The organism is Paenibacillus sp. IITD108 (assembly GCF_036541265.1).
Taxonomy (GTDB): domain Bacteria; phylum Bacillota; class Bacilli; order Paenibacillales; family Paenibacillaceae; genus Pristimantibacillus.
On record NZ_JAZHCT010000009.1, the window covers coordinates 54045 to 75437 of the forward strand.

Annotated in this window: 23 protein-coding genes; 2 read left to right on the forward strand and 21 right to left on the reverse strand. The window is 43.0% G+C overall.

Annotation, left to right across the window (positions count from 1 at the left end):
- Window positions 1-41: 41 nt before the first annotated feature.
- The 3 genes from V1L65_RS10230 to V1L65_RS10240 all read right to left on the reverse strand — a co-directional run bounded on the left by V1L65_RS10230 (window position 42) and on the right by V1L65_RS10240 (window position 4745).
- Window positions 42-1169 (reverse strand): response regulator, encoded by a 1128-nt coding sequence (locus V1L65_RS10230; RefSeq protein ID WP_331699042.1) that lies wholly within the window; start codon window positions 1167-1169, stop codon window positions 42-44.
- A complete protein-coding gene (locus V1L65_RS10235) occupies window positions 1150-4185 on the reverse strand; it encodes an ATP-binding response regulator (RefSeq protein WP_331699043.1) in 3036 nt (1011 codons plus the stop codon). Before V1L65_RS10235 ends, V1L65_RS10230 begins: the two co-directional genes overlap by 20 nt.
- Window positions 4186-4391: 206 nt before the next feature.
- The gene (locus V1L65_RS10240) at window positions 4392-4745 is read right to left on the reverse strand and encodes a VOC family protein (RefSeq protein ID WP_331699044.1); all 354 of its coding nucleotides are present in this window, start codon (window positions 4743-4745) and stop codon (window positions 4392-4394) included.
- Between the two features lie 121 nt (window positions 4746-4866).
- Here V1L65_RS10240 and V1L65_RS10245 point away from each other — a divergent pair, with 121 nt between their 5' ends.
- Window positions 4867-5790 (forward strand): poly(ethylene terephthalate) hydrolase family protein, encoded by a 924-nt coding sequence (locus V1L65_RS10245; protein WP_331699045.1) that lies wholly within the window; start codon window positions 4867-4869, stop codon window positions 5788-5790.
- A gap of 311 nt (window positions 5791-6101) precedes the next feature.
- Here the strand turns inward: V1L65_RS10245 and V1L65_RS10250 are convergent, their stop codons facing one another.
- The 5 genes from V1L65_RS10250 to V1L65_RS10270 all read right to left on the reverse strand — a co-directional run bounded on the left by V1L65_RS10250 (window position 6102) and on the right by V1L65_RS10270 (window position 10090).
- Window positions 6102-6488: a VOC family protein gene (locus V1L65_RS10250; protein ID WP_331699046.1), complete on the reverse strand. Its 387-nt coding sequence runs from the start codon at window positions 6486-6488 to the stop codon at window positions 6102-6104.
- A gap of 300 nt (window positions 6489-6788) precedes the next feature.
- Entirely contained in the window at window positions 6789-7199 is a 411-nt protein-coding gene (locus V1L65_RS10255; RefSeq protein WP_331699047.1) for a carboxymuconolactone decarboxylase family protein, read from the reverse strand.
- Window positions 7200-7407: 208 nt separating this feature from the next.
- Window positions 7408-8412, reverse strand: coding sequence for a sugar-binding transcriptional regulator (locus V1L65_RS10260; RefSeq protein WP_331699048.1), 1005 nt, complete (start codon window positions 8410-8412; stop codon window positions 7408-7410).
- A 49-nt stretch (window positions 8413-8461) separates the two neighbouring features.
- The gene (locus V1L65_RS10265) at window positions 8462-9130 is read right to left on the reverse strand and encodes a hypothetical protein (RefSeq protein WP_331699049.1); all 669 of its coding nucleotides are present in this window, start codon (window positions 9128-9130) and stop codon (window positions 8462-8464) included.
- Window positions 9131-9151: 21 nt separating this feature from the next.
- Window positions 9152-10090 carry a DMT family transporter gene (locus V1L65_RS10270; RefSeq protein ID WP_331699050.1) on the reverse strand — a complete coding sequence of 313 codons (939 nt, stop codon included), beginning with the start codon at window positions 10088-10090 and terminating at the stop codon, window positions 9152-9154.
- Between the two features lie 125 nt (window positions 10091-10215).
- Here V1L65_RS10270 and pdxR point away from each other — a divergent pair, with 125 nt between their 5' ends.
- Complete coding sequence (gene pdxR / locus V1L65_RS10275; RefSeq protein WP_331699051.1) at window positions 10216-11604, forward strand: MocR-like pyridoxine biosynthesis transcription factor PdxR; 1389 nt, start codon at window positions 10216-10218, stop codon at window positions 11602-11604.
- A gap of 91 nt (window positions 11605-11695) precedes the next feature.
- On the opposite strand, the gene V1L65_RS10280 is transcribed toward pdxR, so the two are convergent.
- The 13 genes from V1L65_RS10280 to V1L65_RS10340 form a co-directional block, all read right to left on the reverse strand.
- Complete coding sequence (locus V1L65_RS10280) at window positions 11696-12673, reverse strand: tRNA dihydrouridine synthase (protein WP_331699154.1); 978 nt, start codon at window positions 12671-12673, stop codon at window positions 11696-11698.
- A gap of 24 nt (window positions 12674-12697) precedes the next feature.
- A complete protein-coding gene (locus V1L65_RS10285) occupies window positions 12698-13402 on the reverse strand; it encodes a demethylmenaquinone methyltransferase (protein WP_331699052.1) in 705 nt (234 codons plus the stop codon).
- A gap of 121 nt (window positions 13403-13523) precedes the next feature.
- Window positions 13524-14093 carry an SF0329 family protein gene (locus V1L65_RS10290; protein WP_331699053.1) on the reverse strand — a complete coding sequence of 190 codons (570 nt, stop codon included), beginning with the start codon at window positions 14091-14093 and terminating at the stop codon, window positions 13524-13526.
- Between the two features lie 270 nt (window positions 14094-14363).
- Window positions 14364-14693, reverse strand: a complete 330-nt coding sequence (locus V1L65_RS10295) for a metal-sensitive transcriptional regulator (protein ID WP_331699155.1) — start codon at window positions 14691-14693, stop codon at window positions 14364-14366.
- 126 nt (window positions 14694-14819) lie between these two features.
- Window positions 14820-15065: a glutaredoxin family protein gene (locus V1L65_RS10300; RefSeq protein ID WP_331699054.1), complete on the reverse strand. Its 246-nt coding sequence runs from the start codon at window positions 15063-15065 to the stop codon at window positions 14820-14822.
- A 135-nt stretch (window positions 15066-15200) separates the two neighbouring features.
- Window positions 15201-16196: an NAD(P)/FAD-dependent oxidoreductase gene (locus tag V1L65_RS10305; RefSeq protein WP_331699055.1), complete on the reverse strand. Its 996-nt coding sequence runs from the start codon at window positions 16194-16196 to the stop codon at window positions 15201-15203.
- A 33-nt stretch (window positions 16197-16229) separates the two neighbouring features.
- Window positions 16230-16463, reverse strand: coding sequence for a ferredoxin (locus tag V1L65_RS10310; RefSeq protein WP_331699056.1), 234 nt, complete (start codon window positions 16461-16463; stop codon window positions 16230-16232).
- 122 nt (window positions 16464-16585) lie between these two features.
- Window positions 16586-16792, reverse strand: a complete 207-nt coding sequence (locus V1L65_RS10315) for a heavy-metal-associated domain-containing protein (protein ID WP_331699057.1) — start codon at window positions 16790-16792, stop codon at window positions 16586-16588.
- A gap of 29 nt (window positions 16793-16821) precedes the next feature.
- On the reverse strand, window positions 16822-17442 hold the full coding sequence (locus tag V1L65_RS10320) for a nitrite reductase (protein ID WP_331699058.1): 621 nt from the start codon (window positions 17440-17442) through the stop codon (window positions 16822-16824).
- A gap of 32 nt (window positions 17443-17474) precedes the next feature.
- Window positions 17475-18347, reverse strand: a complete 873-nt coding sequence (locus tag V1L65_RS10325; RefSeq protein WP_331699059.1) for a hypothetical protein — start codon at window positions 18345-18347, stop codon at window positions 17475-17477.
- Window positions 18348-18378: 31 nt separating this feature from the next.
- Window positions 18379-20811, reverse strand: a complete 2433-nt coding sequence (locus tag V1L65_RS10330) for a heavy metal translocating P-type ATPase (RefSeq protein ID WP_331699060.1) — start codon at window positions 20809-20811, stop codon at window positions 18379-18381.
- 29 nt (window positions 20812-20840) lie between these two features.
- Window positions 20841-21041 (reverse strand): copper ion binding protein, encoded by a 201-nt coding sequence (locus tag V1L65_RS10335; RefSeq protein ID WP_331699061.1) that lies wholly within the window; start codon window positions 21039-21041, stop codon window positions 20841-20843.
- Window positions 21038-21373 (reverse strand): metal-sensing transcriptional repressor, encoded by a 336-nt coding sequence (locus tag V1L65_RS10340; protein WP_331699062.1) that lies wholly within the window; start codon window positions 21371-21373, stop codon window positions 21038-21040. Before V1L65_RS10340 ends, V1L65_RS10335 begins: the two co-directional genes overlap by 4 nt.
- Window positions 21374-21393 lie beyond the last annotated feature (20 nt).

Genomic DNA, 21393 nt, shown 5'->3' on the forward strand with positions numbered 1-21393 from the left:
AAATATTAAAATATAAAGTCTTATTGGACGCTTCTCCTTATTTACATGCCCGAAGGTTCATGGCCTTTCATATACTCTTTATATAACTCACTCATTTTTTCGGGTACCGGAATGTTTAACTCCCCCAGCAATTTTTCTTGTATCGTTTCGTAAAATTGATAGCATGCTTGTTTTTTATTTTGCTCAATTAGAAATTGCAGAAGCAAAAACATATACTGCTCATTATACTCCTCTATTTCCAACATCTTTTGTAAACAGCTTAATTTTAATAATGGATTTATTCCCTTCGTGTCCGCTACATAGGACTCCAGCACATTTACAACCGTTTGTTTTAACCGAAGTCTTATTCTGATTGCCCATGAATATTCTTCAGCTGCTAGAAAATCATCCTCATAGCAATTTAAAATTTGTTGGATCGACTGTTCATCATGCTGCTCCCTCTCTATCAACGCTAACAATTGCTCGTAATCGCTGCCTATTTTCATTGACAACTGATAGTGATTATTAACCAGTAAAATGGGATTGTCACTTCCATACTGCTTGAGGGTTTTTCTTAATTGATATATCGTGGTGTGAAGATTTACACTCGCTCTTTCTGGTTCAACCTCTGGCCATAAATTTTCCATAATGACGACATTTAATAAAGGCTTTTTTTGATGAAGCCATAGAAACAAGAACAGCTCGCTTACTTTTTTTGTGCGCCACTTTACCGTTTTTTGCTCAGTATCCAATAATTGAAAGCCGCCAAATACACGAACATAGAGATTTGCATCTATAATGTCAGTCTGTGTTTCCCTACGCGAGTCATAAATTTGCTGTGCTTTGATCATCGCCTTTTCTAATCGCTGCTCGTGAACCGGCTTTAACAAATAATCTGTAGCTGCAACGTCAAATGCGTCCACCGCAAACTGAGAATGTGCCGTTACAAAAATAAGTTGTATCTGTGGATATTTCGCTAACATTAATTTCGCAATCTGCAATCCATGAACATCAAGCATCTCCATATCCAGAAAAACAAGATCTATCTGTTCCCGTTCAAAAAGATCAAACGCATCCATAGCATCAGTAAAACTTCCTTTCATGCAAATCGAAAATTGTGTTAGCTCCTCTAGCACAATTGTCAATACATCAATTGCTAGCTTCTCATCGTCAATGATGACTATGTTCACTCCGTTCATCTCCCGGCAATAAAATAATGACCGTCGTTCCTTTTCCTTCTTCACTATATAGACGCAAACTTGCACTTTTGATTAGCTTGAACTTTTTCAATGGATTTTTTAGACCAATTCGCGAATGGTCCCCACCCACTATTTGCTGCAATTTATCATTCGGGATTCCTACGCCGTTATCGTCAATTTTAATACGAATCAGCTGTCCATCCCGCTTAATACTAATTTCAACCGTGCCTCCTTCTTTTTTCTTCGAAATTCCGTGAAAAACGGCATTTTCAACTAAGGGCTGAAGAGACAATGCTGGAATTTGTATATCAATTAATTCGTCAATATCATAAATGACAGTCAACCGATCATCTAATCGCATTTTTTCTATATAAAGATACGCCTTTACAAGTTCAATCTCCTCAGAAATAGAAACCATACTGTTACGATAATGAACATTTAGCTTCGCACGAAAATAAGTGGATAAATAGTAGAGTGCTCTCCTCGTACTTTTGATATCTTTATAACTTAACGCAATAATTGTATTTAGTGTGTTATATACAAAGTGAGGGGTCACTTGGGCGTACAAATAATTCATTTCCTCCTCTATTGCATCAATAGAAGATTGACGAACTGCCAGCAATGAGCGAATACGTACCAGCAAATCCTCGGACACGATCGGTTTTAACAAATAATCATTCGCCCCGCTATGCAAAGACAGCATCAGATCTGAATGCTGCATAATCGATGTTAACACAATAATTGGCAGCTCTAATATATCGTGATATTTACGTACCTTTTTACATAATTCATAGCCTGAAATCCCTGACATCATGTAATCGATTAACATACAATCAACTTTATGTGTATTTAAAACTTCCAAGGCATCATAACCATTATCAACTGCTATAAATGTATATCCACTTTGAGTTAAAGCGTCAGCAAGCTGCTTAATACTTACATGATCATCATCAACCACTAAAATAGTCTGTTCATTCCCCTTATAAAAGAGCGGCAATTGTAGCGAATGCAATGTGTTGTCTGTTGTAGAATCAGTAAACTCATCGATCCTGGCAAGCGGCATCGTGAAGGTGAATACCGAACCGACACCAAATATGCTGGTGACATCAATTTGACCGTTTAGCTTTTCAACAATATTTTTAGCAATACTAAGCCCTAATCCAAAGCCCCTTCTTTCATTCTTCACTCTATAAAAGGAGTCAAAAATATATTCTAGTTCTTGTGGAGGTATCCCCGATCCTGTATCGCTGACTTGAATGACCATATGTTCCCCGCGAACCTCTGCAGTGACCTCAATATGGCCTTCGGCAGTATGCTGCAGCGAATTATACAGTAAGTTGTAAAGCACCTGCTTAAACCGCAATTCATCCGTATACATCGCAGGTAAAGAATCATCAACCGCACTAATAAGTCTTATCGGCCCATGATTCGACAGCAAGCTTTGGATTTCATTAATGACTTCATTAATGACTGCAATCGGCACAGCCCGTGGAGCGACACTCACTTCACCTGCCATATGATTGGATGAGAACAATAAATCCTCTACTAAAAAACCTAAACGTTGTGTGTCACTATGAATAGATATTATATTTTCTTGCTGCTCACGTTTTAATGGACCCTTGGTTCCTTCCATTAAAGATTTCGATACATTTAATATTCTATTTAAAGGTGCCTGTAGCTCCTGTGACGTTTTTATTAAAAACTCATCCTTCAATTGGCTATTTACATACAGTTCTTCCGATAATTTTTGCGTTTTGCTAAAGGAAGCATTTGCTCTAAAGCTAAGCAGTGACGCAAAACTGTAGAGTACGAGTACAAATAACAGTAACTCGCTATAATTCATAGGCAGATCAAATAAAAACTTAACAACCATTAAAATGGAATAGCAGCAAAGCGATACTAAAAATATTAAAATATAATGCGCGCCTTCTACTTTTTTCATGAGTACACGAAATAAAACAAATAAATTGTAGAGTACGACTGGAATAATTGCACTTACATAAATAAGCTGAAGTAATACAATAGCTCCCGTCCCATTATTGCTAAAAGGATCTGTAATCGCATATATAAAGAAAACAGTGCCAAGTAAAACATTAATTCTAATAATCGCCCGTTTTTTAATAAATTCTGGATACATCGCGTGTACAAAATAAGTTAAGCTGGCAGCTACAAGAGGTATAATACCAAGCTGTAATCGTATTTGCTCCGAAACTCCCAGTGATGGCATAAATTGAAAAAATATTTTTTGATTGATAAATGACATGTAAAGACCTAATAATAAGATGAACAGTCCAAAAAACAACTCTTCTTTTCGTTTTCGATTTTGATTATAGGAGATTAAATAAATGAGACCAAATATCATATAGCCGATTGATACCAGAGCATCCAATAACAGTTTTTTATTATAATGATTTTCGATGGCGCTTTTTGTGCCAAACTCCACCTGAAAAAGAATGCCTGCCTTTGAATAATTGTAATTGGCTACATGAATGACGATATCAAGCTGCTTATTTTCACTTACTGAATAAACTGTGTATTTATCTGCATTTTCAACACGAAATGTTTCAAGTGTAGGACTTGGATTCCCCCTTGCACCAACTTCTTCTCCATTTATAAAAATGCGATTGGCTTGCCGTATTGTACGAATGTATAAGCCGTATTGTCCTTCGACAGGTACTTCTACAAGGAGATGATACGTTCCAACAGAGAGCCCTTCCTCATTTGGTTCAACAAAGCTATTCCACTTGGAAGGTACATTAAGTGCTGCTCGTTGTTGTTCAAATTCTCTCATCTCCCTACTCGGGGGGATCAACACATTGGGATAAAATGCCCACTCTCCATCCAATTTTATAATGGACCGCTTCTCTAATTGCCCAATATCAATGGTGGCAATACCATCCTGAACAACTGATTTATGCTCAATATGAAAAAAGTTTTGATTACCCAGGTAAAAGACAATCGTAAATAGCGTAATAATCACTGTAATCAAGCTTATATTTCTTTTCATGATTAAGCCTCCTGATTTTTATGACTACTCTATCCTATTCGATATTCTCTGGACAAAATCTGATCAATTACAGTCATAACTTCAATATATCACGGCTCAATTTTCACTACCAACATTGGGTCTCTCTCAAATATTCTATAAAAAAAGAGAGCGTCCGATGAAGGACTACTCTCATAACCACCAACAAAACCGTCCATATACGCTCTTCAATGTTTATGTGCTAGAATGTTGACAAGCTTACCAAAAGGGTCGCGGACAAAAAATCGCCGGACGCCCCAAGGCTCGTCCACAAGCCCATATTCGATTGAAAATCCGGCATTCTTCATTCGTTCAAACGCAGCATCGACATCATCGACTTCAATCGATAGATCAGGGGTAATCGTATCAGATCCCCCCTGTGAAGCAATACTAATTTGAATGCTCATCTTCTCATTTGAACCATAAGTTTTAATCCATCCATGATCCATTAACAATTCAAGTCCGAGCACGTCATGGTAGAAGCGTTCGGCTTCCGCGATATCCTTCGTATTTATATTGGCAACGATTCGTTTGACCTTCATTTTCAACCCTCTTTTCTTTTTGATGAAACATAACTACATCTTTCACGTATATCCCTTTAGTTTCATATTTTACAGATAAATGATAGAGAATCCTATAGACTATTTCGGAGAGGTCATGTGTATGCTGGTTTTGAAAAAAAGAAAGTGGGTTTTATGGTTATCTGTTTTAATTCTTATCATCGCCCTCCCAATTACAATTTTCATGCAAATAATCATTCATTCTAATGTACCAGAGCTTGCAGAAGGAAGCATTGAGCAGCGGTATGCACAGCAAGGAAGCTATCAGGTAAAGGTAGAAGAAGTTAAGAGTACCATCGGAGAGGCTTTATTTAGAATATACTACCCGGCATTTCAAGGTGACGAAGCATACCCTATTATTTCTTGGGGGAATGGAACAGGCGCCACGCCGGATCGTTATGATGAGCTCTTAACCCATCTTGCTAGCTGGGGGTTTATTGTAATAGATTCCTATAGCAAGACAACAGGAACAGGCAAGGAAATTGTGGAGGCTATTGATTATTTAAGAAATGAAAACCAACTGGCAAACAGCTTGTTTTACCAAAAAATACAAATGGAGCATGTTGGTGCAGCTGGACATTCTCAAGGGTCTACCGGGGTCATTAATGCGCATACCAACTATACAAGCGGATCGTTGATTAAAACGGTTGTATCCATCGCTCTCCCGGATTTGAAGCATTGTGATCCGGAAGATGTGTACGATACTGCACGTATTACCGTTCCTTTCCTCATTATGGGCGGTACACGAGATTTTTTAATCTCACCGGTATCAACAAATCAATTAGCCTTGCATAGTACGAACGCAAGCACGCCTGTTATGATGGGGATGGCAAAAGGCGCAGCCCATACAGCGATTGAAGGTAATGGCGGCAATCATAGGGGTTACTTGACGGCATGGATGAGATATCAGCTGCTTGATGATCAGGAAGCCATGAAGGCATTTCATGGGGAATCTTCCGAGATGATGCATAACACAAATTGGGTGGACGTTATACAAGCAAATATGGATGATAAGGTACATCATTAACAAAAACTACTCCCTAGTGGGCAACCAGCACTCCACATATGCGGGGTAGCGAGGGTGCTCTGGCGTACGTCTGACTTCCGAAGGTCTTAAAGTACTTCCTTATGCAAAAGTGGATGTAATAAATATCAGAAATTGGTTTCCATACTCCATCAAAACTTTATAGAGATGAAAAGCCGTTCTGGAAATATGACCATCATTATATCTTTCTTCAACCGTTTTTGTTCAATGTAAGTATTGGGTAGAATCTTATAGTTCTCAACCAATTCTACAAATTCCCTATAATTTAATACTTCCATTGTCTGCAACACCTTTTATTCTATTGGAATTTCGTGATACAACTCGATTAAGTTTCCTGCGGGATCTCTGAAATTAACGCTTCTTATCCCATATTGTCTAGAAATCGGCTCCGACATAAAGATGACTTTTTCCTTCAGTTCAAGAAATGCCTTGTCTACATCATTCACCTGAAAGACAATTACTGCCCGATCATTAAAATGATCGTTTACAGAATAAGAACAGTCAATCGCATCAGCCATGGATTTTCTATCATAAAGAGCGAGTGTGGTATTACCTGTATTGAAATCGGCATATCTGCCCTCTTCTGTTCCCCAAATGGGTTCAAATCCCATCACATCCCGGTAAAAAATAAAACATTCCTTAAAGCAATCCACGAGCAAGCGAGTATGGGTTAACTCCATTTCTAATCTCCCCCTGACCTTAATCATTATTACAATTCAGTACTTATTCGATGTATATAGGTTTTTCCCTCTTTTTGGTTTTGTTACAAAAAATACGAAAAGAGGCTGATCCTCACGGACAACCTCTTTTTCTTCATCACAGAGCCAAGGGATTTTAGCATTACTGTCACATCTCATCTGTTTGTTACGAACCATCAATATTAGGCACTCCACATGTGTGGGGTGCGTGATATTGAATGGAAAAATATTGAACTTTAAAGTACCCTGCAAATAACTACTTAATTAGTATGCCCCTAAACCTTATAATGCACTTGTATCTACTTTTATTCCCTGCTCGTCAAACACTCTCTGGGCGGCTTTCAATGCATTCAACACTCTTGGGAATCCAGTATACGGGATGAGATGTACAATACAACCGACAATTTCCTCAGAGGTTAAACCAACTGCTAATCCGGTTCTTACATGCATTTCAATTTGCGGTGTTCCTTGAGCAACAAGGGCGGAAATGGTTGCAATCACTTTTTGCTTTTTATCTAATCCAGGACGTGCATAAATATCCCCAAACGCGAATTCAACAATAATTTTCTTTAAATCAGGAGCAATATCTTCAAAAGCCTCTCCGATATCCATATGACCCGTTGGCTTTTCTTCCGTCGGTATAGTAAACTCCTTTATCGTTTCAATACCCTTTTGATAGCGATCATGTACCATGATAAAATCCCCTCCATAAATGTACGTTTATTTAATGCAAAGAGTGAAACATATAGTAACATCAAATTGCATTATACCATCTTTATAGTTAATGATAGTAAATGACATCGGTTGGTGAACTTATTGGAAGGGAAAGCCCTGTTCAATATTCCATTCGTTGATGCGACAGCTCCCAGAAGCATGTCATACCTGCGAATTTTTATTATTGCTATGCCATGGCGGTTGTCGACACCTCCCCAGATGACCGGGCAGGATGGTTGTGTTGCCAATCGAGCAGTCGTTTGGCTGTGTCCATATCTGTAACGAGCACATCCAGGCACTTACTCCTGAGGGCGGCGGCAATCGCTTCAACTTTGTCGTCACCAGCGGCGATGGCGATCACGTTCGGAATAGCCTTAATATCGTCTATCGTAAGCCCAATCATCCGTGCTTCCCCATCGTCATGCACCCTTTTTCCGTTTTCATCTAGGAATGACGTAGAAATATTGCAGACCGCACCCTTCATTTGCACCCCCTTCAACTCTTCGTCACTGAAATATCCGGAACGGACGATCATCGCCTGTTCCGTAACCTGACTGATCCCGATTAGCGCTATCGATACCTTCTTGGCAGCTTCCAGCACGTCGAAAATTCCCATTTCGTTCAGAAAAAAATCTCTGACCTGAGCTGACGTGACAACAGCTGGCGCATTCAGCAGCAGATGGTGGGACTTAAAGCGTTCCGCGAACACACGCGCGTTCGAATTGGCATGCCAGGCTCCGCCGTCCGAGCCAAATCCGCCGATCATCGGTACGAACTTGACATCTTTCCTGCCGGTGTAATGCAGCTCATTGGCGACAGACGCGACCGTTCGTCCAGCCGTGATACCGACAACGTCGCGATCCTTGATCACACTTTCGAGCAGTGCCGATGCGGTGCGAGCGACATGCAGTTCAATCATCTGTTGGTCAGCGTTCGGAATATGTACGACGATGACATTGTGGATGCCGAACGTCTCCGCGATGGCCCTCTCATATGCCTGCTCCTCCGAGTACGGATTGCGGATACTAATTTGCACGATGCCCTCCGACTTGGCGGTTGCAAGCATTCTGCTGATCTGCGGGCGAGAAATGCCGATACGATTCGATATTTCCTGTTGATTCATCCCGTCCATGTAATACATCGTACTGACCTTGACCAACAGCCTCGTCTTCACTTGACTCGCATCATTCACTATTTGTCGTGACCTCCTTCCTCTTGAACATTCGGAATACGTACAGAGATCAGTCAAATACCTGTAGTAGCTCTGTTTTTGAAGAAGGCGATAAGCTGTGAATGCTGTTCTCTAAATTCTTTAAATTCTTCTCAATATAACCCGAATCGATACCCGGCGGCGCATAAATCGAAAAAAGAACCTTTGTAGTGGATTCGGTAATACGACTTTCATAGTCTGGTCCTCGTAAAATGCTGGATATTGCACCCGTTTGGTCACATAGTGCCATATCTCCCTGATCTGCGGTAACTTTTTTACTAGAAATAGATCGATAAGCCTCCATGCCGGTTGCAGATTTTAGCAGCAGCGGAAATTGCAATTGGTCTAGGTCATAACCGGCAGTAAGCAGCATACTGTCAAGTTCCGAAATAAACATCGCTTGTAACAGTCCTGACTCGGAATGCAAGTCTTTTTTCCCTTTTAGTACGGATTCCAGTTGTGCCAGAAGATGATAGCTGTAACCGAATTTCTTGTAATAAGCAACGTACGCCTGGACAGGGTGGATCTCTTTCAATTCTTTTCTGTCCAGATGCGAATACTTTTGGCGTAATCTATCAACGACTTGCACCAATTCCTGTTCTTCATATGAGCCAGAATAGGATACTTCCCGCATGATCAAGATCCCCATTTTTGTCCCAGGATAGGTAGTTGTAATGCTTTTATCAATTGAAAACATCATATCCTCCTACATGTTTATCGTTTATTGACCAGTTGCCTGCCGATGCGGTTGCCGCTGCCGATTTCCGATCATCAGCATACTGGAAATAATCAGGAATCCCCCGGCCCATTGCGCATAGCTGATTGCTTCTCGCAATAATAATAGGGATAAGAGCATCGAGGTCAAAGGAATCATCCCGGAAAAGGCGGCGGTCGTATAAGCATCACAGTGTTTGACGCCGGCATAGAAAAACACAAAAGCCAGCGCGGTTACAATCAGGCCATACCATATTAATGCCAGCCATTCATTAAGCCCAATCATCTGCAATGCTGCAAAAGGTTGTTCCATCAAAGCCGGAATGATCGACAACACAAAAGCGACTGCAGATACGATCAGCGTCTGCACCATCGGATGAATGGGTATGCCTGTCTCATATAGCTGCTTTGCCCTGTGCCTTCTCGAAATGATATTAAAGGTAGATTCACTGGCCATAGCGCAAAGGATGAGCACATTCCCTCCCAAATGCTCTGCCGAAAAGGCAGCGGAATATATATTTACTCCCGCTAACAGAACAATACCCATGACCGTACAGGCAATACCCGCCGCAGTCCAGCCGGAAAGCATTTCCCTCAGGACCAAGTAAGCCAACACAGCTGTGATTGCAGGTGCGGTTCCGGTTAAAATTCCAGCTTCAACCGTACTTGTCAGGCTAACGCCCGACAGCAGGAAAATGCGAAACAAGAAGATGCCAAAGATGGCTTGCAGAATAAGCATTTTCCAATCGCCGTTCTTGAGCAGGCGAATCGTTTTCGCTGTTTCGACCCCATAGAATGGCGCTAAACATAGAAGCATGATTCCCAAACTAACAAAGGTCACCGTAAAGCTGCCCAGCGTCTCGGAAAGGATATAGCCTGTAATAACCGAAGTGCCTGCCAGTGAAAAGGCAAGCAGCAAATAAATTTTTCCCTTGATCTTGTTCATCTCCAACCTTTGCCAAGATATTTGATTAAAGCAGACTGCCAAGTATAATTATGTTGTACGAACTGGATTGTTCATAGTGCCAGTATAGCCATTATTTTAGGGAGCCAGTTGGAAGGAGCATTCACATGTGGGGAATAGAGTTGCGTTATAAAGATGAGATCAGCTTGTCCCGCCAAATATTTTTAACACTAAAGCAACGTATTTCGACAGGTCAGATCGCGCAAGGCGAAGCTCTTCCTTCTACACGCGAGCTAGCAAAAGGTTTGGGCGTTTCCCGAAATACGATTTGTGAGGCGTATGATATGTTATGGACGGAAGGCTTTATTGTCAGCCGTCAGGGAGCGCCGTCGCGCGTCGCGGAAGGGCTGCATATTACGCCAAATAAAACCGTTCTGATACAGAAACAAAAACCAGAACGGACGCCGATCCGCTGGGACTTTAAAACAGGGAAGCCGGATTTAACCCTTTTCCCCTGGCAGCTTTGGAGTCAAATGATTCACCGGGCCACAACTCATTTCCCTGTTCAACAATTAGCCTACGGCAGCCCGAGAGGATATGAGCCTTTATGCGAGGAAATCGCCCATTGGCTGCTGCGCAGCAGAAGTATGGAAGTCGATCCGGAGGATATCTTTATTACATCAGGCGCTACACAGGCTCTTCGTCTGCTTGTAGATATTCTTAATAGGGATGGACATGCCTTTGCCCTGGAAAACCCGTCACATCAAGCAATCCGCACCGTCATAGAAGGCAAGGGCTCCCCTCTGCACTGGATGCCGGTGGACAGTCAGGGCGCGGATATTTCCTTGCTTCATGACCACAAGCTTTCGGCAGTCTATGTCACTCCTTCCCATCAATTTCCGTTAGGCGGCATTCTTCCTGCCGGGCGCCGCGCTGCATTGATCCGTCTCGCAATCGAGCAAGATTTTTATGTGATTGAGGATGATTACGACAGTGAATTCCGCTATTCCGCCGCTCCGATCAGTCCGATTTATGCCATGGATTCGTCTCGCGTCATTTATGTAGGTACGTTCAGCAAGACGTTATTCCCTGCTCTACGGTTAGGATTTGCGATTGTGCCCAAGCCGCTGCAAGCGAGTTGGAAGCATCACCGGATGTATATGGATGTGCAAAATCCCATTCTGGAGCAAGCCGTGCTTGCTGAATTTCTAAAACAACGAAAAATGGATAAGCATGTCCAGCGAATGCGGCGAGTCTATGGTGAAAAAAGAAGCGTATTGCTGCGCGCTGCCCAGCGCCTTTTCGGAAGCTCGGTCCAGCCTTGGGGGGATGCCTCCGGCTTGCATGTGGCGCTCCAGTTTCCGGGGAGGGCATTCGGGGAGCAGTTTGTACAGGATTGCAGGGAAGCAGGCATCCGATTAGCTTCGGTATCGCAATATTGCCCCGTTCAAAACGATCATATCGATAAGCTTCTTGTAGGCTACGGGCATTTAAGTCATATGCAAATTGAGGAGGGGATGGAGGCGCTGTACCGTTACTTAGAAACTGCGACTTAAAACTACTATAACGGAACTGTGGAAACTGTCGATTAATTGTGGGCAACAAGCAATAGTTGCCCACAATTAATCGGCAGTTTCCTGAGTTCCTTTAGCTTTTTTCGCTGCTAACATTCTTTTCAAAGCTATCAAGCAGTGCACGTACTTCATCTGTTGACTTTGTACTCATCATCTGATGTCTTAATTCGCTAGCCCCGCGAAAGCCTTTGACATATACTTTGAAGAAGCGCTGAAGCCCTGACATTGCACGCGGCAGCTCTTCGATATATTGATCATGAAGATCAAGGTGCAATTTAAGAAGATCCAGGTATTCTTCCGGACTATGCTCTTTTGCTTCTTTTTTAAAAGCAAACGGATTATTAAATATTCCACGACCAATCATCACGCCATCTATTCCATATTGCTCCGCAAGCTTTAGCCCTGTTTCACGGTCGGGAATGTCTCCGTTAATGGTTAGAAGAGTATTTGGTGCTACATCATCTCGTAACTTTTTGATTTCTGGAATCAACTCCCAATGCGCATCCACTTGACTCATTTCCTGCCTTGTACGTAAATGTATGGAAAGGTTCGCAATATTCTGATTTAATATATGCGTGAGCCACTCCTGCCACTCGTCTACATCCTTGTATCCAAGTCTTGTTTTCACACTTACAGGCAGTCCTCCAACTTTTGCTGCTTGGATAATGTCTGCTGCAACATCAGGGCGAAGAATAAGGCCGCTTCCCTTCCCCCTTGATGCAACATTTGGAACAGGGCAACCCATATTGATATCTATGCCTTTAAACCCCATCTCCGCCATCCCGATACTCATTTGACGAAAATATTCAGGCTTGTCCCCCCAAATATGTGCAACCATCGGCTGTTCATCTTCTGTAAACATCAAACGTCCACGCACACTTTTATGTCCATCTGGGTGACAATAACTCTCTGTATTTGTAAACTCGGTAAAAAACACATCAGGTCTGCCTGCTTGACTTACCACATGGCGAAAAACAACATCCGTCACATCTTCCATTGGTGCAAGCACAAAAAATGGTCGTGGCAAATCACACCAAAAATTTTCTTTCAATTCAAGCTCAAATCCTCTCACTATCTATTTTATAGCCATATGCATGGCTGCGACGCCGCCACTATAGCTTTTTACATCTACTTTGGAAAATCCCGCTTCTAAAAACATTTGTTTAAGTTCTTTTTTATTTGGGAAATCACGAGCTGATTCTTGTAACCACGAATATTCATCGTAACTTTTGGCAAAAAACTTTCCAAGCAAGGGCATAATAAAACGCATATAAAAAAGGGAAAGTTGTCTATAACCAATTAATGTTGGTTGGGATGTTTCTAAACAAACTACTTTTCCGCCTGGTTTTGTTACGCGATGCATTTCCCTTAACACAGTTAAATATTCTGGTACATTTCTTAAACCGAAACCAATGGTTACATAATCAAATAAATGATCTTCAAAAGGGAGTTCCATGGCATTACCTTGGATAAATGTAAGTTGCTTTAAAGCTCGTTGCTCTTGCTTATCTTGTGCAATCTTGAGCATGTTTTCGCTAAAATCTAATCCAATTACTTCTCCGCGCTTTCCAACAGCATCTGCTAAAGCAATCGCCCAATCCCCAGTTCCTGTGCATACATCGAGAGCTTTACTCCCTTCTTTAACATTCATTTGTTCCATGACATCTCGACGCCATGCGATATGTCTCTTAAAAGTGATGATAGAGTTCATCGAGTCGTACTGAGTCGATATCTTTTCAAATACACGATGAACCCTTTCCGTCTTTGTTTGTTCAGACATATAATCCCCCTCTTCCACGAATGCTATATCAAAAGAATACAAATATACCAGCCATAATTGCACATTCTATTATGAACGTTAGTTTAGGAAAGTATGATGAAGGCGAAAAAGTTATTTATTTTCAAAACGTACTACGCCGTAGCTCATAAAAATACTGCACAACCGAATGCTTTAACTTCATCTTCTCGGACATATTTAAAATTCGTTTTTTTCCAACTCGTCTGTCCACCAAAGCTAGAATATTCAATAAGATATCATTGCTCTCTATGCTTTCCTCAATAGAAATGGATAAAAACTTATTGGCTGCAACGATAAAATTCGATTTACTTAATGATGTCTGTGCCGACAAAAGCTCCTTTGCATATTCTGATATTTTTCTACTTCTTGCAATTACTTTTAGACGATCCTCCGGAACCATCCCTTTGGTTTCTTTTCTAATGGCTTCAATTTCTTCATTATTGATAGGAATTTGGATATCTGGATCATTTTTAATCTCCAGTTCCGTCTGATACCATCTGATTAAGTTAGTTACATCACTCATATTGAGTACGTTCTTTTTATCTACTGTAATATAACAATTTCCCGCTTTATCAGGTAAATAACGGTAGCTGGTTGCACGGTATTCAACCCTTCCAATTAAAGCAGGACAAAGAAAACTCTCCAAATTTTGTTTCAATTTACTCCAGGACATGTACTCCACCTTGTTCTATATTAATAACTACCTATTGAGGCAGTCTCTATTATCCATAATACAATAACCTACACACAATTCTCTATGTTCGAATAAAAATACCATTGTTTTAAACACTGTTGCCTTTTAATCGTTGGTAAACGTGCAGCGATTCACGCATTCGCCCAACACAATAACGGATCGCAATGCCTTGTTGAATGAACCATTCCGATTTTCAGTTAAAGCTAGAAACAAATAAGGAGAGACAATCGATAATGTCTCCCCTTTCTGTTATTTAATTAGCTTATTTACAGTGGTCAACAATTCATCCAAAACTTCACGATCGCCTTCTTCTATCCGTTCAATAACACAACTTCTTAAATGATGTTCCAGCAGTTGTTTTCCCAGCCCATTAAGAGATGCATGGATCGAAGAGATTTGATGTAGCACATCATCACAATACGTATCTCGTTCGATCATTCCCTTCACCCCGCGCACTTGCCCTTCGATACGATTCAATCTTTGAATCAAATTTTTTTTTGTTTTTTCTGAATGATGACTCTTCCGCTCTGTGGAGGATGTATGGTCGCATGAGGCGGTCTCATGGTTGGTATTACTCATTGGAATCAGCTCCTTCTTATTAAACATTAACATCCCCCCTCCCCCTATGTAAAGGGGAACCAGACGTATCGTAAATAAGACATTGCGGGGAACTGGTTACTGGCGTGTATTCACTGGACAGTCAACTTATGCATTTTTCAACAAACCGCTTATTTCATTGAGATTTTCCGCAAAGCCGACGAACACTTTATCGCCAATCACAATCGTCGGCACAACTTGTTTTCCGGTCAGGTTCCAGACTTCTTCTGGATATTTAGGATCTTCTTCGCAGTTTAAATCCGTATAAGGGATTTCATTCTCTTTGAAGTAGCGTTTGGCGAAATTACAGTCACTGCAGGTTGGGATTGTATAGATTTTTACGGGTACTTCCATGTTCGATACACTCCTCACTTATCGATTATTTTCCAGTTGCAAATGTAAATGATGCTTTAAAATGACTTGCTGTATTTTCCTTTTCTTAAACTTTTCTTTCGAACCGGCCTATTCGAAGGAAGATACCGTTCCTGCTTACATTTTCATATTGCTGCTATGCCCAGGTGAAAGTTTGGCTTCCGGATCAATGTAAACTTTGGCATTGTTAATGGCAGTCGGCGCTTCTCCGAAGCCAACGGCAATCAGCTTCAGCTTGCCTGGATAAGTCGAGATATCTCCGGCAGCGAAGATGCCGGGTATGTTCGTCTCCATTTTCGTATTGACAACGAGTGAACCGCCTTCGACGACAAGTCCCCAATCTCGGATCGGTCCCAGTGAACTAACGAAACCGAAATTGATGATGACTTCATCAACATCGACCAGTGTCTTCGTTTGGGTCTTCACGTCGGTCAGCACAACCCGCTCGATGCTTTCATCTCCATGCAGCGCCGTGATTTCGGCAGGCACGACAACATTGACTTTTGACTGCATAAGCAACTCGACGCTATGCTCATGAGCCCGAAATTTATCACGGCGATGAACAAGCGTCACCCGCTCTGCGATCGGCTCAAGCATCAGCGACCAATCCAATGCGGAATCACCGCCGCCGCTAATGAGCACTTTCTTGCCGCGGAATCGCTCCAGATCGCTGACGAAGTAATGAAGATTCGAATTCTCGAAACGCATCGCTCCCGGCAGTTCCAACCTGCGCGACTCGAAGGCACCGACACCAGCAGTGATGATGACGGCTTTCGCCTGGTGAATGGCGCGATCCGTAACAATCTCAAAAGACCTTTCACCGAGCTTGCGCACAGCCAGCACCTTTTCCTCGAGTCTGACATCAGTTCGGAACAACTCCATCTGTTTCTTTAAATGATCGACAAGCTCCTGGGCTTTCACTTTAGGGAAACCGGCTACGTCGTAGATATTCTTCTCTGGATACAAAGCTGCGAGTTGGCCGCCGAGCTGCGGCATACTTTCTATTAGCGTAACCGACATCTGTCTCATGCCGCCGTAGAAGGCGGCGAACATACCAGCAGGACCGCCTCCAATAATGGCTACGTCCGATTTCGAGATCATTTTTTCATACATTCTTTAGTACCCCCGAAGCATTTCTTTCTTCTTTTAGTAAAATGGCTTATCAGAAATCATGATCGAATCAGTGGGGCATCCGTCTAGCGCATCTTGCAAGTCATCCCACAAACTTTCGTCGATCGCCGATATCCCGCGATTGTCGTCTCCCTTGAATATGACGTGGGCCAAGCCTTCATCATCGTAGTCGAAAATATCGGGTGCCGCCGCTCCACATGCTCCGCATGCAATGCATGTGTCCTTGTCCACGCATGTATATTGGGCCATCTTATACGCTCCTTCGCGTTTTTCTCCAGTATGATTTAACAAACCCGGTCAAAGCTCGACCGGGTTTCCTCTTTTAAGCGCTAAATTTTCCACAAAGCCGATGAAATCGTATTATCGATATATTATACCAAAACGGCATTATATCCTTTTTTTTGAATAGCTTCCTGAATCTCAAAAATTTGAACTTTGGCTTCATCAAACCGAATATCTACCGTGCCCTGCTCAAAATTAACGCGACCTTCAGCGCCGATTGCACTGATCGCGCCTTCAATTTTCGGAACGCAAGAACGGCAAGTCATGCCCTGTACTTGGACGGTTGCTTCCTTCACTAGTTTTCACCTCCTTTCTTTGGCTTCCTTTATCCTGAAATTTGTTGCAACTGCTCTAACGAGATCCGATCTACAAATTTTTTGAACTTTTCTTTACCTTTAGCATGTTCCTTATAATAATCAATGATGGCCGTAATGGCGGGAATAAGTTGTTCTTCTGTGACTCCCTCGCGAAGCAACTTGGCGAAGGAGGTTTTAAGCCCCTTCGATTCACCGCCAACATAAATATTAAACTTATCACGCATTTTGATAACGCCGATATCCTTAATGAGCGGTTCACTGGTACCTAATGCGCATCCGGCATAGCCGATCTTTAGCGGTGTAGGTGTTTTAATGCCAGCTATTGCTTGATTCAAGGCTTTGGCCGTTTCAAGCCCCGCTTCTTCGGCACCTTTACAGAAATTGCAGGCAATCAAACTCTTGGTTACAAATCCGGCAGGATTCACTTCAAGACCATTACGCTCAAGTTCTTCCTTGATGGCTTCCCTTCGTTCGATCAGCACTTCTGCATACAGCTGTTTGAAGGTGGTCATTTCCACCTTCGCATCTGTGCCTACAATAGTGCCGATTTGGACAAGTTGGTTTGGCGTGAATAAGCTGCCGCCAAGTTGTATCGCTGGACTTATGGCAATTTTCACTTTTTCACCCACTACTATCTACTCCTCTGTTCAAACTTAACGAATCACTTTATATCAACTACGAAAGGTACGGTGAACACTTTTCCTTGATGTTGAAATTGTCCCCAGATTTTATACGTACCGCTTTTTGGGAAGGAAGTCATAAACTCAGCCTTTGGTCCAGTCGCCTTTTCGTCCAACGGATGGACATGGAGGTATTTCTCCGCGTCATCCGATAAAACAACGACGTGACCAACAGCGCCCAAATATTGCTCCAGGTTGCTGATCCCTTTATTCGTTTGCACATCTGCAATATTAAACGTTAGCGTGACTTCGTCTTGTGCCTTGGTGCTACTTAACGTAAGCTCGACTTCTTTGCCATCAACAACTTTCACAAGCTTTTCGTCTGCATTGATAGCTTCGTGCGCTTTTTCTTCCCCTTCTACCTTCACCCATTCACTGAGTGTAGTGCTCGAGCCGCCCTTTGGAACGAAATCCACAAAGAGTTTGTAGTCCCCGCCTCCGGGAAACGATGTATCAATAGAAAAATTTCCGTTCCCATCAAACTCAGGGTGAATGTGATTAAAGTAAGAGAGGTCATGGTTAACAACGATGAGATGCAGCAATTTTTCATGACTTAATTCATAATCATTGACCACATTGCCTTTGGAATCGGCGATTTGAATGTCCAATTTTGATTTTTCGTTTGCTTTTGCTGTTCCTGAAGCGAATGAAAAAGATGGCTTGTAGTTGTCTGCTGGTTGTTCACTAGCACCGTGTCCGCCATGCTCACCATGTCCTGTACTTGGAGCTGCTGAATTTTCTTGATTCTGATTGGTACCTCCACTTGAATGTGCGTCTTCATTGGGGGTCCCGCAAGCAGACAATACCCCGAAGGCTAAAACGCCTGTTAAAATAAGTATCATTTTTCTCTTCATCAGAAAATTCCGCCTCTTTTCAAAATCATTTTTAGTGTCGCACTTTCACCCGCTGTAAACGGAGTGCGTTGAGGACAACGGAAACCGAACTCAGTGCCATCGCTGCACCAGCAACCCACGGCGCCAGCAAGCCGATCGCAGCAATCGGAATGCCTAACGTGTTATAACCAAGCGCCCAAAACAGGTTTTGCTTAATATTAGTCATCGTTTTACGACTCATGAAAATCGCATCAGGAATGCTTGATAAGTCGCCGCGCATCAAGGTGACATCTGCCGCTTCCATCGCCACGTCTGTCCCTGTGCCGATTGCCATGCCAATGTCTGCTGTTGCGAGGGCTGGTGCATCGTTGATGCCATCTCCGACCATCGCCACTTTTTTGCCTTGCGCTTGCAATTTTTTCACTTCTTCCGCTTTTCCTTCAGGCAGAACTTCAGCACGTACATGGTCGATACCGACTTGGGCCGCGATCGCCTTCGCCGTCCGTTCATTGTCGCCTGTGATCATGATGACTTGAATGCCCATCTCCTTCAGACGGCTCACTGCTGCCTTCGACGTTTCCTTAATCGTATCCGCCACCGCAACCATACCTGCATACCGGTTATCAATCGCAACCAGCATGGCGGTCTTGCCTGCTTCTTCCAAACGAGACATCGGTCCGTATGCCGCCTTCGCATCGACTTCGTACTTTTCCATTAGCCGGCGTGTACCGATTAGCAATTGTTTCCCTTCGACAACCGCCTGGATTCCAAATCCCGGAATCGCTTCGAAAGACTCTGTTCTCGGCATCTCAATATTTCTTGCCTGAATACCTGCCACAATCGCTTCCGCAAGCGGGTGCTCCGAATTTATCTCCGCCGCCCCGATCAGTCTGAGAAATTCCGCCTCACTGCCTTCGGCTAAAACATCTGTCAATTCCGGCTTGCCTTTCGTTACTGTGCCGGTTTTGTCGAGAATGATCGCATCGATCTTATGCGTCTGCTCCAGATGCTCTCCTCCCTTGAACAAAATACCGAGTTCCGCCGCGCGTCCCGACCCCGCCATGATCGATGTCGGGGTTGCCAGTCCCAGCGCACAGGGGCAAGCAATGACGAGAATGGCGATTGCTTTTTCCAAAGCGCCTGCAAAATCGCCTGGGGTGACAAAAAAATACCATACTAGGAAAGCCACTACTGCTATACCCACGACAATCGGAACAAATATCCCGGAAATAATATCCGCTACCCGTTGAATCGGCGCTTTGGAGCCTTGCGCTTCTTCCACGACCTTAATAATTTGTGCAAGCGCCGATTCTTTGCCGACTTTCGTTGCTTTAATCCTAAGCATGCCGTTTTTGTTGATCGTGGCTCCGATAACCGCATCGCCGACTCTTTTCTCTACTGGGAGACTTTCACCCGTGAGCATCGATTCATCTACCGACGACACGCCCTCAAGCACTTCTCCATCCACCGGTATTTTATCTCCCGGACGGACAAGAACGACATCTCCTGCAATAACTTCATCAATCGGAATCGTTAGTTCTTGGCCATCACGAATGACCAGGGCCGTTTTCGCCTGCAGCCCCATTAACGATTTAATCGCTTCAGAGGTCCGGCCTTTCGCGTTTGCTTCAAACAGTTTCCCCATAATGACCAGCGTAATCAGAACCGCACTTGTCTCGAAGTACAAGGAAGGTCCATGATGCATGCTGTCGCCCATCGCAAACCAATCGAGAGTCAAGTACAGGCTGTAAAAATAAGCAGCCGAGGTTCCAAGTGCAATCAGAACGTCCATATTCGCACTGCGATTGCGCAGCGCCTTATATGCGCCTACATAAAATTGTCCACCAATATAAAATTGCACCGGAGTGGCCAAAATGAGTTGAACCCAAGGATTCATCAGGAAATCCGGCATGTACATCCATGAGGTGAACGAAAAATGAGCCACCATTGTCCATAACAATGGTAAGGAGAAAATCGCCGAAATGAGTAATTTCTGTTTCTGCCGACGTATTTCATTCAGGCGATGGTCGCCTGTGCTTTGATTTTCCTGCTTGACCAAGGCTTTATAGCCAAGCTTTTTGACTTTGCTTTGCATATCCTCGATCGAGACTTCGCCTGATGAATACTCGACGCGAGCCGTTTCCATCGCAAAGTTTACAGTGGCGCTTGTCACGCCCGGCATCTTGCTTAGTCCTTTTTCGATTTTGTTGGCGCATGCAGCGCACGTCATGCCTTCGAGGTTAAATTGTGCAACTTCCGTTACCGTACCATATCCAAGCTTTTTAATGGTTTCTTCCAAATTCTTTCGATCCAATTTTGCTGGATCGTACGTTACGTTTGCTTTTTCCAGAGCAAAATTGACGTTGGCTGAGGAAACCCCCTCCATTTTATTAAGGCCCTTCTCAATTCGATTTGCGCACGCTGCGCAAGTCATACCCGTAATTTGCAATGTTGATTGCTTTGTCTGGGCGGCTGTAGCTTCCACAAAATTTCACTCCCTTGTCGTTGAATGACTTACACCACTTCGTAACCCTGATCTACGATGGTTTCCTTAATCAGCTCGATCGAAATTTGATTTTCATCGAACGACACATCCACCAAGTTGTTCTTCAGATCGACCTTTCCTTTCGCCCCGATTTCTTTAAGCGCTCCCTCAATGGAATTGACACAGTGCTGGCAGCTCATACCTTCAACTTGCAGTGTTATGTTTTTCATTTCCCCTCATCCCTTTTCTTCACTAAAATGTTTAATGTTAGTAGCATTTCATCCGCGATCGTATCATTATTCTTTAGGCCGGTGTTTGCTGCGTATGCTTTCAGGTGATGCGACAAGAGCACAACTCCAACTGCATTCAAGGCAGAATGGACAGCCTCAAGCTGATTTAAGATTTTATCACAGTACTCATCTCGCTCCACTTGCCTCCGTATCCCCCGGACCTGCCCTTCAATTCGATTCAATCTTAACTGAATGGAAAGCCGTTCCTTCGGAGTCATGTAACTTGATTCTTGATTTTTAGGAAATGATGCCGTCGACTCCGTCTTATTCATTCCCACCACCTCACAATTAG

Coding starts and splice junctions, on each gene's coding strand:
- V1L65_RS10235 (WP_331699043.1), bottom strand. CDS start 4,185: ATGAAAAGAAATATAAGCTTGATTACAGTGATTATTACGCTATTTACG.
- V1L65_RS10240 (WP_331699044.1), bottom strand. CDS start 4,745: ATGAAGGTCAAACGAATCGTTGCCAATATAAATACGAAGGATATCGCG.
- V1L65_RS10245 (WP_331699045.1), top strand. CDS start 4,867: ATGCTGGTTTTGAAAAAAAGAAAGTGGGTTTTATGGTTATCTGTTTTA.
- V1L65_RS10250 (WP_331699046.1), bottom strand. CDS start 6,488: ATGGAGTTAACCCATACTCGCTTGCTCGTGGATTGCTTTAAGGAATGT.
- V1L65_RS10255 (WP_331699047.1), bottom strand. CDS start 7,199: ATGGTACATGATCGCTATCAAAAGGGTATTGAAACGATAAAGGAGTTT.
- V1L65_RS10265 (WP_331699049.1), bottom strand. CDS start 9,130: ATGATGTTTTCAATTGATAAAAGCATTACAACTACCTATCCTGGGACA.
- V1L65_RS10270 (WP_331699050.1), bottom strand. CDS start 10,090: ATGAACAAGATCAAGGGAAAAATTTATTTGCTGCTTGCCTTTTCACTG.
- pdxR (WP_331699051.1), top strand. CDS start 10,216: ATGTGGGGAATAGAGTTGCGTTATAAAGATGAGATCAGCTTGTCCCGC.
- V1L65_RS10285 (WP_331699052.1), bottom strand. CDS start 13,402: ATGTCTGAACAAACAAAGACGGAAAGGGTTCATCGTGTATTTGAAAAG.
- V1L65_RS10290 (WP_331699053.1), bottom strand. CDS start 14,093: ATGTCCTGGAGTAAATTGAAACAAAATTTGGAGAGTTTTCTTTGTCCT.
- V1L65_RS10295 (WP_331699155.1), bottom strand. CDS start 14,693: ATGAGTAATACCAACCATGAGACCGCCTCATGCGACCATACATCCTCC.
- V1L65_RS10300 (WP_331699054.1), bottom strand. CDS start 15,065: ATGGAAGTACCCGTAAAAATCTATACAATCCCAACCTGCAGTGACTGT.
- V1L65_RS10305 (WP_331699055.1), bottom strand. CDS start 16,196: ATGTATGAAAAAATGATCTCGAAATCGGACGTAGCCATTATTGGAGGC.
- V1L65_RS10310 (WP_331699056.1), bottom strand. CDS start 16,463: ATGGCCCAATATACATGCGTGGACAAGGACACATGCATTGCATGCGGA.
- V1L65_RS10325 (WP_331699059.1), bottom strand. CDS start 18,347: ATGAAGAGAAAAATGATACTTATTTTAACAGGCGTTTTAGCCTTCGGG.
- V1L65_RS10335 (WP_331699061.1), bottom strand. CDS start 21,041: ATGAAAAACATAACACTGCAAGTTGAAGGTATGAGCTGCCAGCACTGT.
- V1L65_RS10340 (WP_331699062.1), bottom strand. CDS start 21,373: ATGAATAAGACGGAGTCGACGGCATCATTTCCTAAAAATCAAGAATCA.